Genomic DNA, 13,300 nt, shown 5'->3' with positions numbered 1-13,300 from the left:
GACAAAGGACGAGCCGATGTTGACTTATCGTAGGAAGGCACTGAAAGTTCGCTAGACGCTGGACGCTGCAGCTGGACACAGAAAAGCGGAAGCGTCCGTATAGCGACGTACGAACTTTTTAAGGGCCTGACAAGATAAAGGAAACACGGTGAGGACAAAGGACGAGCCGATGTTGACTTATCGTAGGAAGGCACTGAAAGTTCGCTAGACGCTGGACGCTGCAGCTGGACACAGAAAAGCGGAAGCGTCCGTATAGCGACGTACGAACTTTTTAAGGGCCTGACAAGATAAAGGAAACACGGTGAGGACAAAGGACGAGCCGATGTTGACTTATCGTAGGAAGGCACTGAAAGTTCGCTAGACGCTGGACGCTGCAGCTGGACACTGCAGCTGGACACAGAAAAGCGGAAGCTACCGCCAAAAAACCTCAAGGCCGCACACCTTGAGGTTTTTATTATGAAATGATTAAGCTCTTGTGCCATGATCCCCTCATAATCCTAAGAGATGCTCAGTGCAAAATTCTTCTGGAGCGGTCCCTTTAAGGAAATAGGTGAGCCTAAAGGTTGGGCACATATCTGTGGCCCATAGTCCATTTTCTGGATCCATAGGTACGGCTTCTACACCGGCAGGCGGTTTGAAAATATGCTGTTCTTCGGGTTGATGTTCAATAGATCGTTCCATGAACTGAAGCCAAATGTTTTTGGCATATAATTTATCTGCCGTTAACGTAATTTCATCCCCTTGATCATAGCCTGTCCAGACGACGGAAGCTAATCCTGGCGTAAAACCAGCCATCCAATAATCTGTATTAGTCGAGCCAGATTTACCTGCATAATCGCGACTCATTTTACCTGCTAAAGAGGTTCCTGTAACAGATGCATAGCCATTTAACCGATGATCAAACATCCCCATCATCATATGGCTCATAACAAACGCCAATTGCGGATTCAAGATTTGTTCTTGGTTAGGCTTCGCTTCGTATAATACTTTTCCGTTACGATCTTCCACCCGTTTAATAAAGGTCGGTTCCACCTTTTTTCCGCCATTGGCAAACATACTATAACCATTAAGCAGTTCCATTAACTTTAATCCAGAAGTTCCTAAAGCTAGGGATGGTACGGGCTTCATTTCCGACTGAATGCCAAAATTTTTCACAGTATTGGCGAGAACCTCTTCACCTAAAAATAAATGTGTCTTCACGGCATAAATATTATCTGAGACAGCAAGTGCTTGTGCCATCGTAATTTCATCGTCGGCATACCGATTATTAAAGTTATGAGGGCTATATTTGGATTTTCCATGATCATACTCAAAGGTTGTCTTCTCGCTGCGAAGTTGTGTCGCAGGTGTAAAGCCATGTTCTAAGGCAGCATAATATAGAAAAGGTTTAATGGTTGAACCGGGTTGACGAACGGCTTGTGAGGCCCGATTAAATGCACTTTCTTCGTAATTTCTCCCACCTATCATCGCAGTAACAAACCCAGTCTTCGGATCCATCGCGGCAAACCCTACTTGAATATCAGAAGAATTAGGAATGACCTGATCAACGATTTCTTCCGCTATTATTTGTTGCTCAGCATCCAAAGTGGTGTATATTTGGAGGCCTCCGAGAGCAATGACTCTATCATCTAAACCGACCGTTGTTTTTAGTTCCTTTTGGACCATGTCATAAAAATAAGGGGCTATGTCGGCTCGGTGGTGGGGATGCTTGCCTATGTAGGTTAATTGTTCGTTTGTTGCTCGTTTTGCTTCCTCTGCTTCGATATAACCATTTTCTTGCATGGAATCTAAAATAAGTTTTTGCCGCCTTTTTGCTTTTTCCTCCGACCTTAATGGAGAATAAATGCTCGGTCCTTTTGGAATTCCCATAAGCATAGAAGCTTCTGCAAGTGTTAATTCCTTTGAACTTTTTCCAAAATAATATTGACTGGCTGCTTCGATCCCATATGCTCCATGTCCAAAATTGATCGTATTTAAATAGCCTTCCAAAATCTGTCCTTTATCATAATGGAACTCCAATCGTGCCGCATAAATAGCTTCTGATATTTTTCTGGTCCATGTTTTATCCATTGTTAAAAAAAGATTGCGGGCATATTGTTGAGTAATCGTACTAGCACCTTGCACTTTTTGCCCTGCCTTTATATTAGCTAAAACAGCGCCACCTATTCTTTTAACATCAAAACCATGATGTTGATAAAAAGTTTGATCCTCAATAGAAAGTGTGGCTTGAATGGCAGCAGGAGAAATATTCTCGAGGCCAATCCAATATCTTCTTTCCCCATTATGACTCTCACCAAAAACAGTTTCATCTGAAGTATAATATAAAGAAGATTCAGGAATTGTTAAAGGTGGAGGTCCAAGTATTTTAAGATAAATGACAAAAGAAATAAACATAATGAAAATAAGGATGATCATTAACAAGGCAATATAAGAAAGCAAGCGAATATTTCGCCACTTTTTCTTTATTTTTATTTCTGCTTCCATGAACCCACCTCCTAAATTCTAGCAATCTCCTATCAACCAGTATGAGGAAAGATTTCCAGTTTTATTCATGAAGTAGGTATTTTTTTGCAATTTCTAATCTTGTTAGTAGAATGGACTTTCACTTGAAACTTTCTTATAATAGTAAAGTTACTAAATAATCAAGAGGAACGGCTAGTGATGCTTAGACTGCATCCTATCGCCTAAATCTGTATAGAATGTAAAGGGTGTGCTATCCTTGCTAACTGACACACAAACTTCAATAAAGATTCACCTAACGACCAAAATTAAATTAGATCAAGATGAGGAAACGTATGAACTGACAGTTTTTGGACGGCATTATCAAAAAGGTGATACAATTTATTTAAAATATGATGAAATACAAGAACAAGGAACAATTCATACCGTCGTGAAAATTACAAAGGATGAAGCGTTCATCTTACGAACAGGTTTATTAAAAATGCGTTTGAATTTTAAATTGAATGAGCAAAAAAGAGGGTCTCACGAAAGTGAGTTAGGTACATTGTTTTTAACGACAAACACGAAGCGGTTTACACATAACGAAACAAATGACCATTGTGACGGGAAACTAAGCCTAGCTTATGAACTATCAATGCAAGGCAAATTAGCGGGTTTTTATGAGATGGAAATTGTGTATAAGGAGGAAGAAGGAAACCAATGAACATTGTGGAACAAATGCAAGAAAATTTAAAACAAGAAATTCAAGCTGCTGTCTTAAAAGCAGGTCTTGCTGAAGCGGAGCAGCTCCCAGAGGTAATGATTGAAACACCAAAAGACCAAGCGCATGGTGATTATTCAACAAATATGGCGATGCAATTAGCGAGAATGGCGAAGAAGGCACCAAGAGTGATTGCAGAAGAAATACTAGCTCATTTTGATCGCTCCAAGGCTTCGATTGAAAAACTAGAAATCGCTGGTCCTGGATTTATTAATTTTTATCTGGACAATAGTTATTTAACAAAAATTGTGCCTGTAATCCTAGAGCAAAAAGATGAATATGGATCCTCTAATGTTGGTAATGGTAAGAGTGTTCAAGTGGAGTTTGTCTCTGCTAACCCAACGGGAGATTTACATCTTGGCCATGCTCGTGGTGCTGCAGTAGGGGATTCACTATGTAATATTTTTGCAAAGGCTGGCTATGAAGTGACAAGAGAATATTACATAAATGATGCTGGGAATCAAATTAATAATTTGGCTTATTCTGTAGAAGCTCGTTACTTCCAAGCATTAGGTTTGGAAAAAGAGATGCCAGAGGACGGCTATCATGGCAAGGATATTATTGAGCTGGGGAAAAAGCTAGCAGCTGAAAAAGGCTCAAAATATGTAGAGATAGATGAACAAGAGCGTTTTGATATCTTTCGCCAGTATGGCTTGGACTATGAACTCGCTAAATTGAAGAAGGATCTAGAAGATTTTCGGGTGAAGTTTGATGTATGGTATTCTGAAACATCCTTATATGAAAATGAAAAGATTCTTCCTGCTTTAGATCAATTAAAAGAAAAAGGCTTCATTTATGAAAAAGACGGAGCTACATGGTTCCAATCTACTGCTTTTGATGATGATAAAGATCGGGTATTGATTAAAAATGATGGCAGTTATACGTATCTAATGCCAGATATCGCCTACCACCTAGATAAGCTAGCTCGTGGGTATGATCAGCTCATTAATATTTGGGGTGCTGACCACCATGGTTATATTCCGCGGATGAAAGCAGCGATTGAAGCGTTGGGCTACGAACCTGGCCGACTTGAAGTGGAGATTATCCAACTTGTTCAGTTATATAAAGATGGCGAAAAGATGAAAATGAGTAAGCGGACAGGAAAGGCGGTCACAATGCGTGACTTGGTTGAAGAAGTTGGTTTAGATGCTACACGTTACTTCTTTACAATGAGAAGTGCTGACACTCATTTGGATTTTGACCTTGATTTAGCTGTGGCTGAATCAAATGAGAACCCTGTTTATTACGCTCAGTATGCGCATGCTCGTATTTGCAGTATTCTTCGTGCTGCCGATGAGAAAGGTTTCACCTTTGACCAGAATGCGCCTGTAGATATCCTAGTTAGTGAAAAGGCGGTTAACTTATTAAAGCAACTTGGGGATTTCCCACAAATGGTTGCAGATGCGGCTGAAAAGAGAATGCCACATCGAGTTACTCAGTATATTTATGAGTTAGCTTCTGTCTTCCATAGTTTTTATAACGCTGAAAAAGTATTGAATGAGGAAAATAAAGAAGAAACGGCAGCAAGATTAGCGCTAGTTAAGGCAGTGCAGATTACATTGAAGAATGCTTTAGCGCTTATTGGCGTTTCAGCACCAGAAAAAATGTGATCAAAGAAAAACGGGAGGCGGTTGTTCAGAGGATGAACAGTTAAGTTTGCGTCGTCCCTGACGCAATACCGATGGATTCACCGCCAGCAGCTAGACATTGATAAGACGAACTGATGTTGACCTACGCAAGCGGGCTCCGAAAGCTTGCTAGTCGTTGGGTTGCTCGAGCTAGATCTAAATGTTAGCCAAATTGATCTTTTTGTTAACTTAAAAGCCTAGACAGGATATTTGTCTGGGCTTTTAACATAAGGATAAACAGATTAAAACTATATGAAAACACGTGAAGAGGCAGGCAATCACAATAGTCCTTTTACTATCCAACCAATTCCTTCCTTTACACGAACGAGCCAACCTACTTGATTGAGTCCGGGAAGGGAAAGGGTTTCTGATTGCTGGACATCCATTTGGAAGGTAGATTTCGCGTGTTCGATAAAGGCTTTGTCATAAATAAAACAAGTCATTTCACTGTTTAGAAAGAAACTCCGATTATCAAAGTTAGCTGTCCCAATTCCGCATAGTAGCTCATCAATGATCATGATTTTCGCATGGTAAAAACCTTTTTTATATTGATAAACTTTTCCACCTAGAGTCAGGAGTTGACGTATATAGCAAAAGGAGGCTTCTTTTACAATTGGGTGATCAGGTGTATTTGGAACAAGAATATTTACTTGGACCCCTCTTAATAAAGCTTTTTTTAATTCGAAGAGGAGACTTTGGGGTGGGATGAAATAAGGTGTACCAATTAAAATTGACTTTTTCGCCTGTTTGATCAGTGAAGCCCATTTTTTATCCATTCCCACTCCTTCAGTAGGATAAATTTGATATTTTGTCGTGCCAGTGCTTATGCTTTTTACTGGAATATAAGGTAGCTGATTTTTTGTTGCTTTTTGCCAATCATAATAAAACTCTTGCTGTAAGTCAGTGACCCCATCCCCTTCAATACGGATATGATAATCACGCCAAGGGGACAGTTCAGGTTTCTGGTCAATATATTCCATGCCGACATTATAACCGCCTAAATAACTAATTGTGCCATCGATAATGGTCACTTTTCGATGGTTCCGCTGTTGAAGAGAATATAAGGGGAAAAGCCAATTAGGTTGATGACAGAAGGCTATATCAATGCCATGTTGTTTGGCTTCCTTGATCCAACTGCGAGGAACCTTCCAGCTTCCAAGGCAATCGAGAAGGAGTTGAACTTTGATACCTCTATCTGCCTGTTCCTTTAATATTTTAAAAAAGGCTTGGCTTAATGCGTCATCTTTCACAATATAAAACTGCACTTGGATAGTGGACTTGGCCTTTTTTAAATCTTGAAAATATGTAATAAATAAATTGGTCCCATTTGTAATAAGCTGTATTCGTCCTTGTCGAATGGGATACTCTCTTTTTTTAAATTGAAGAACAAAATGGTGTCTGCCTAAATAATAATTTATAAAGGCAAATCCCGTGAGAATGATAATAATAAAAATGATTTTGATTAAAAACCCCATTTTGTATATCCCCCTTCGAATCTTTAATTTCCCCCATTATGAGGAAAAAGATGTCGGGTTTTATAAAAAGATGTATAATAAATGGGGTAGAAAATTACATATTTAGTGTCGGTGTCGAAAATAATGATTGTGTGGCCATTTGTTAAGCTTCAGCGCCATAGGCGGGCGGCTTCTGCTTTTCTTGTTTTCGACTTAATAGGGAAGTTGGTGTCATTCCAACGCGGTCCCGCCACTGTAAATGGGAGCTGCTACAAAATCCACTGTGCATATGTTGCATGGGAAGGGGTAGCAAGTGATGATCATAAGCCAGGAGACCTGCCGGTGCTATCGTTAATCAACCTACGAGGATGGGGAGAGAGAAAGGGTATTAGCTTTGCTGTTCTCTACATATCTCAAACATCTCCAGTAGGCGATGTTTTTATTTTTTATCCCGCTTTAACGGGCAGTAATACCCCCACCTCAAGGCTTTATGGAATACGGAGAAGCATAGGTGGGGGATACACTCCCCGTAAAAGCCCGATTGGTTCAACTAACAATCAGTGGGGGATGAAAGAACCCCCCACTGATTGAAGTTTCACTTTATATGGAGGAATTTTAGATGAGAAAATGGAATGTCACATCGATTGCAATCATTTTGCTTTTATTCACGTTATTGACTGGTTGTGGGGCAAATGCCGATCCGAACACAGAACAGCCGGAAGAGAGTAAGAATCAGAATCAGATAACAGAGGAGCAGTCGTCGGGAGATGAGGTCGCTTTTCCAGTTACAATGAAGGATGCCACTGGGAAAGAGGTAGAAATTAAAGAAGAGCCAAAGCGGATTGTTTCCTTAATGCCGAGTAATACTGAGATCGTATTTGCTTTAGAAAAGGGAGATAATTTAGTCGGTGCGTCTACCGAATATGATAATTATCCTGAAGAGGTGAATGAAATTGAAAAAGTAGCCGCTAACTTTGAATTGAATGTAGAGAAAGTACTTTCTCTTAAACCTGATCTGGTTCTTGCACATGGTTCTAATCTAACAACATGGGAAAGTGGTTTAAAGCAACTTGAAGATAGTGGAGTAACAGTGCTCGTCATTGAGGATGCGCAAAGCTTTAAAGCTGTGTACCAAACAATTGAAACAATTGGGAAAGCCCTTGGTAAAAAAGATGAGGCTAATGAAATAGTAGAAAATATGCAAGCAAAATTAGCCGATATTACAGAGAAAACAACTGAAATTGCAAATGATGAGAAAAAATCGGTCTTTGTTGAAATTTCCCCTGCTCCGGAAATCTATGCTGCTGGAACAGGAACATTTATGAATGAAATGTTGGAGGCTATTCATTCCGAAAATATTGTTGAGGAAGAAGGATACCCGACTTTAAATGAGGAAGCCGTAATTAAAAGTAATCCTGATGTGATCATTGTAAATTATAGTTATGTGGAAGATGCGGTGGATCAAGTCTTACAGCGGGCTGCTTGGAAAGACGTCACAGCGGTTAAAGAAAAACAAGTATACCAAGTAGACGAGGATCTTGTGAGTCGCTCAGGTCCGCGTATTATTGAAGGAGTAGAGGAGCTTGCTAAAGCCATTTATCCAGAAGCATACGGTGAATAAGCCAAGCATTTCATATAGCCTTTCTATCACTTTTTTAGTGATTACATTTTTTCTTGGAGTTGGGGTTGGAACGGTCCAAGTTTCTTTTAAGGAGATGATGGCTATTTTTAGCCATCATCTCCTTCCGCTTTCTAATGATGTAGATCCGTTGCTTGATAATATTGTGTTGAACATACGTTTACCACGCGTTATACTTGCTGGATTAGTAGGGGCATCTCTATCACTTGCTGGTGCCGCTTTTCAAGGTTTATTGAGAAATCCGTTGGCTGATCCCTATACTTTGGGAGTCTCTTCAGGGGCCTCGGTTGGGGCAGTAACAGTTATTTTCTTTCAAATTAGCCTCCCTTTTATGGGCTTATTAACACTACCAATTGCTAGTATTATCGCAGCTTTTATCACTATTTTTATCGTTCTCTTTTTTGCTCGGAAGATTGAACCTGGAATGCGAGTTGAGACAATTATATTAACCGGCATTATCTTCAGTTCTTTTTTAGGAGCTTTCCTCTCCTTAATCATTGCTTTGTCTGGACAAGAACTAAGGCAAATTATTGGTTGGCTACTCGGAAGTGTCTCCATGCGTGGCTGGGGTTATGTTTGGCTTAACGTGCCATTTTTCTTGATTGGGGCCTTCCTATTGTTATTCAATACACGTGAATTAAATGCGATGTCATTTGGTGAAGAGCAAGCACAGCATCTAGGCGTTAATGTGGAAAAACGCAAAAGGCTAGTTTTATTTGCAGGCTCCCTGTTGACAGGTGCTGCTGTAGCTGTTTCCGGAACTATTGGTTTTGTTGGTTTAGTTATCCCTCACTTAACAAGATTATTATGGGGCCCTGACCATAAGCATTTATTGCCATTATCCATGTTCGTAGGTGCCGGCTTTTTAATTTTAGCTGATTTGATTGCTCGGACGATTATTCAGCCAGCTGAACTACCGATTGGAGTGATTACGGCTATCATTGGTGCACCTGTTTTTGCGATTATTCTAATGAGACGAAGAAAGGAAAGTAGAGGGTAATGATGCTTGAAATTAATCATATTTCCGGTGGTTATTCCAGTTACGAAGTATTAACAGATCTTTCCTTTTCAGTAAAGCAAGGTGAGATCTTTGGTATTCTTGGACCGAATGGAAGTGGCAAAACGACAATATTGAAAATGATCAGTGGCTTGTTACGACCGAAGCACGGCGAGATTCTTCTGCAAAATAGAGCTCTTCAAAGTTTTGCCGCGAAAGAGCTCGCAAAAAAAATTGCAGTGTTGCCCCAAATTCAATCCGAAGTTTTTGCCTATACAGTAAAAGAGACTGTTTCACTGGGGCGTTATGCTTATCAAAAGGGGCTATTTCAGACGAATCGAGAAGAAGATGAACAGATAATTGAGGAGTCGATGAAGGCGACAGGCGTTCATTCTTTTCAACATAAATTATTGCATTCTCTTTCAGGGGGAGAAAGGCAACGAGTTTTCTTGGCGCAAGCTTTAACTCAAAATCCAGAAATTTTACTATTGGATGAACCAACGAATCATTTGGATCTGGCATTTCAAAAAGAGCTCTTGGATCAATTGAAGAATTGGGTTCAGGAAAGAGGACTAACTGTTATTTCTATCTTTCATGACTTAAATATTGCCAGTCTTTATTGTGATCGTTTGCTTCTATTGGATAAAGGAAAAATTCATGCACTTGGAAATGTTGAAGAGGTCATTCACAAGCAATCTATTCAGGCGGTCTATCAAACGGAAGTTGAAATGCTGGCACATCCAACAAGACCAAAGCCGCAAACGGTTTTGCTTCCAAATGACAGGAGGATCATTAACAATGCAGTGATCGATGAGAAGTCTGTTCGACTTAAAGGAACCACACTTTCTATTCAATCGCCTATCCCTCTAAAGGTCATGAGTTCAGATGGAAGCTCAGGTTGGGAAAGCCAATTTCAGGTAACAGAGACTTTAAACCGTCAAGATTGTCAATATGGGACATATGGCAAGCTTTTTATAGTGACTTGGACAGATCCCGCCAGCAGGTTTTATCACCATATTGTTTTCGTCAATGGTGTTCTATCAGATAAAGGGTATATAGAAGCGATTCTGGCGATTAGTGAAGTGGAAACATCGCTTTTAGGAAAAATGGAAGGGAAGTTTATTATTGCGGCTTCTCAAAATGGTCAGTCTATAAATCCAAGTGAATTGCGCGCTATTTTATCTGAAGCAATTAAGGAACAAATAGAGTGTATTAAATAAGCAAAATTCTATAGAGGCATCATGACATTAAGCAATTACTTGCCAAAGGTAGGTAATTGCTTTTGGCTGTTTTAGGAACCCGTGCCAGGTTATTATCCGAGCGCCTTGGGCTTTGTTCTTTGAAGATAATGGTGAACAATTTGCTATTATTAGGAATAAAGTGCACTATTACAACATATTTTGAATAGAAAACAAATAAAAAAAGATCTAATGATGATTTTTTGGCTATTGACTGAACGTTCATTCATTTTATATGATAGAGACACTAAGATATGAAAAGGGAGTGCTAGTAATGGGTGCATTGTTCTGGCTCAATTGGATTGCTTTTCTGTCTGTAACCGCTTACTCTATATATCTCTTTATTTACGTTGTGAAAACAAGAATAGCTTATATTAAACTTGGAAAAAAGACAGAATTTGATCATGATATAAAGCAGCGACTCAAAAAAATCGGTGTCAATGTTTTTGGTCAAAAGAAGCTTTTGAAAGATAAAAAGAGTGGGTTTATTCATGTTGTATTTTTTTATGGGTTTATACTTGTGCAATTCGGAGCAATTGATTTTATCTGGAAGGGCCTTGTCCCAACTTCTCATCTTCCACTAGGTTCCTTATATCCTGGGTTTAAATTCTTCCAAGAAATCGTCACACTGTTTATTTTAGTAGCTGTCATTGGCGCTTTTTATCGTCGCTACATTGAAAAGTTAGCAAGATTAAAAAGGGGCATTTATGCTGGTCTAGTTTTAATATTTATTGGAGGACTCATGCTATCCGTATTATTCGGAAATGCCATGTCCCTTATTTGGCATCAGGAACCAGTAACATGGACAGAACCTGTTGCCTCGGGAATAGCCATGGCCTTTAGTTGGATGAGTCCGCAGGCAGGGGCTGTATCGTTTTTTATTGCTTGGTGGGTCCATCTTATTCTATTGCTTGCCTTTCTTGTCTATGTTCCCCAATCAAAACATGCTCATTTGATTGCAGGACCAGCAAATGTTTACTTAAGTGAATCTGATGAAGGAAAGAAATTATCAACAATTGATTTTGAGGATGAAACACAAGAAACGTTTGGTGTAGGAAAGATAGATGAATTTACAGACTTACAACTAGTTGACCTTTACGCATGTGTTGAATGTGGGCGCTGTACCAATATGTGTCCAGCATCTGGAACTGGAAAAGCTCTATCACCTATGCATATTATGACTAAATTACGTGATCATCTCACGAATTATGGGGCAGCTGTAACGAGTAAGCAGCCTTGGGTTCCGACATATGCTTTTGCAGGAACAATGGGGAATAAATTGGCGAAGGCAGCAATAGGTAAAGGAGTGAAAGAGGCTGCTGCCACTGTAGACTATCATCCAAGTATGATTGGCGAAATTATAACAGAAGAGGAGTTATGGGCTTGTACGACCTGTCGAAATTGTGAAGATCAATGTCCAGTCATGAATAACCATGTAAGTCATATACTCGATATGCGCCGATATCTTGTATTAACAGAAGGAAAAGTAAATCCAGATGCCCAGCGTGCCATGCAAAATATCGAAAGGCAAGGGAACCCTTGGGGGCTAAATCGGAAAGAGAAGGAAATATGGCGAGAAGCTCGTGAGGATGTTTATGTTCCAACTGTAAAGGAACGGAAAAAGGCAGGAGAAGAATTCGAATATTTGCTTTGGGTTGGCTCTATGGGAGCTTTTGATAATCGCAGTCAGAAAATCGCTCTAGCTTTTGCAAAATTGTTAAATGAAGCAAAGGTGCAATTTGCGATCCTTGGGAATAAGGAGAAAAACTCCGGAGATACCCCACGGAGATTGGGAAACGAGTTTTTATTTCAAGAATTAGCTGCAGCTAATATAAAGGAGTTCGAAAAGCATCAGATTAAAAAAATAGTGACGATTGATCCACACGCTTATAATCTATTTAAAAATGAATATCCTGATTTAGGCTTCCAAGCGGAAGTATATCATCATACAGAACTTCTTTACCAACTTATCCAAGCTGGACGATTGAAGCCGAAATTTAATGTGGAGGAGAGAATTACCTTTCACGATTCCTGTTATCTCGGACGCTATAATGAAGTTTATGATCCCCCTCGTGAAATTTTAAAAGCGATACCGGGAATCACCTTGGTCGAAATGGACCGGAACCGTGAGAATGGGATGTGCTGTGGAGCTGGTGGAGGTTTGATGTGGATGGAGGAAGATGTCGGGCAACGAGTAAATGTAGCGCGCACGGAGCAAGCGTTGGAAGTAAACCCATCCATTATTAGTTCAGGCTGTCCTTACTGCTTAACCATGTTATCAGATGGTACAAAAGCGAAAGAAGTAGAAGATGATGTTAGCACCTATGATATAGCAGAACTACTGGAAAAATCCGTTTGTGGGAACCATGAAAAAGTATCATAAGTGGATAGGATCATTCATAATATAGAATAAAGTAAGCTTCAATCAGTGAGGGAGTTTCCAACCTCACTGATTATTTGGTGATCCGGGATAAATAAGAGGAAAAAGTCTTCTAAATATGTAAAAATAGATAGGGATAACACCCCTATCTATTTTTAACTTTTTTATTAAAAAGCTACTGAACAAACCTTGATGACAGGATGTGGATGTATGAAAATGGTACTTTTTATAATTGTCGGTAGTCTATTCTTAGTTGCCAGCTTTTTCCTTTATCAAAACTCGTTAGGGGCCATTCCATTTCTGCTAGCATCCATTTTTTTATTCTTTTTAGTACATAAAATCCAATCCACATCTGAAAAGGAAGAAGTGGGAAATTCAGTAAAAAATGGAGATCATCACAAAAAACAATAATAAATGGGAAAACAGTAGCATAAATGAATTTAAATTGTTTATAATGAGAAAAGCGGAAGACGGCGTTTAGGGGCGACAGGCAAATGTTCCTGAACCTAGAAAGGGCGAATTTACCCTTGATAGGTTCAGGGTTATTTGACCCCGAGCCCCTGCCGTCCGTAGCTGGACAAAGAAAAGCGGAAGACGGCGTTTAGGGGCGACAGGCAAATGTTCCTGAACCTAGAAAGGGCGAATTTACCCTTGATAGGTTCAGGGTTATTTGACCCCGAGCCCCTGCCGTCTGCAGCTGGACAAAGAAAAGCGGAAGCGACTGTTCAGCGACATACAAATTTA

Annotated in this window: 9 protein-coding genes and 1 riboswitch; of the genes, 7 read left to right on the top strand and 2 right to left on the bottom strand. The window is 39.7% G+C overall.

What is annotated here, in order from left to right:
- Window positions 1-489 precede the first annotated feature (489 nt).
- Entirely contained in the window at window positions 490-2,484 is a 1,995-nt protein-coding gene (locus J2Z23_RS12350) for a transglycosylase domain-containing protein (protein ID WP_057982696.1), read from the bottom strand.
- A gap of 235 nt (window positions 2,485-2,719) precedes the next feature.
- On the opposite strand from J2Z23_RS12350, the gene J2Z23_RS12345 reads away from it, so the two are divergent.
- Window positions 2,720-3,163 (top strand): YwiB family protein, encoded by a 444-nt coding sequence (locus tag J2Z23_RS12345; protein ID WP_057982694.1) that lies wholly within the window; start codon window positions 2,720-2,722, stop codon window positions 3,161-3,163.
- A complete protein-coding gene (argS, locus tag J2Z23_RS12340; RefSeq protein WP_057982692.1) occupies window positions 3,160-4,830 on the top strand; it encodes an arginine--tRNA ligase in 1,671 nt (556 codons plus the stop codon). The genes J2Z23_RS12345 and argS overlap by 4 nt, the downstream gene beginning before the upstream one ends.
- Window positions 4,831-5,126: 296 nt before the next feature.
- Here argS and cls read toward each other — a convergent pair whose 3' ends face one another.
- Window positions 5,127-6,323, bottom strand: coding sequence for a cardiolipin synthase (gene cls, locus J2Z23_RS12335; RefSeq protein WP_057982691.1), 1,197 nt, complete (start codon window positions 6,321-6,323; stop codon window positions 5,127-5,129).
- A gap of 142 nt (window positions 6,324-6,465) precedes the next feature.
- Window positions 6,466-6,660: riboswitch (cobalamin riboswitch) on the top strand.
- Window positions 6,661-6,921: 261 nt separating this feature from the next.
- On the opposite strand from cls, the gene J2Z23_RS12330 reads away from it, so the two are divergent.
- The 5 genes from J2Z23_RS12330 (at window position 6,922) to J2Z23_RS12310 (ending at window position 12,967) form a co-directional block, all read left to right on the top strand.
- Window positions 6,922-7,923: an ABC transporter substrate-binding protein gene (locus J2Z23_RS12330; protein ID WP_057982687.1), complete on the top strand. Its 1,002-nt coding sequence runs from the start codon at window positions 6,922-6,924 to the stop codon at window positions 7,921-7,923.
- Entirely contained in the window at window positions 7,886-8,941 is a 1,056-nt protein-coding gene (locus tag J2Z23_RS12325; protein WP_064468826.1) for a FecCD family ABC transporter permease, read from the top strand. Before J2Z23_RS12330 ends, J2Z23_RS12325 begins: the two co-directional genes overlap by 38 nt.
- Window positions 8,942-8,943: 2 nt before the next feature.
- Window positions 8,944-10,158 carry an ABC transporter ATP-binding protein gene (locus J2Z23_RS12320; protein WP_209974095.1) on the top strand — a complete coding sequence of 405 codons (1,215 nt, stop codon included), beginning with the start codon at window positions 8,944-8,946 and terminating at the stop codon, window positions 10,156-10,158.
- A gap of 292 nt (window positions 10,159-10,450) precedes the next feature.
- The gene (locus J2Z23_RS12315) at window positions 10,451-12,559 is read left to right on the top strand and encodes a (Fe-S)-binding protein (protein ID WP_209974093.1); all 2,109 of its coding nucleotides are present in this window, start codon (window positions 10,451-10,453) and stop codon (window positions 12,557-12,559) included.
- Window positions 12,560-12,766: 207 nt separating this feature from the next.
- Entirely contained in the window at window positions 12,767-12,967 is a 201-nt protein-coding gene (locus J2Z23_RS12310) for a hypothetical protein (RefSeq protein WP_057996004.1), read from the top strand.
- Window positions 12,968-13,300: the final 333 nt, after the last annotated feature.

It is taken from the genome of Lederbergia galactosidilytica, from assembly GCF_017873565.1.
GTDB lineage: Bacteria > Bacillota > Bacilli > Bacillales > Bacillaceae_C > Lederbergia > Lederbergia galactosidilytica.
Note: the sequence above shows the minus strand (reverse complement) of the source record. Positions and strands in the feature narration are given on the sequence as shown.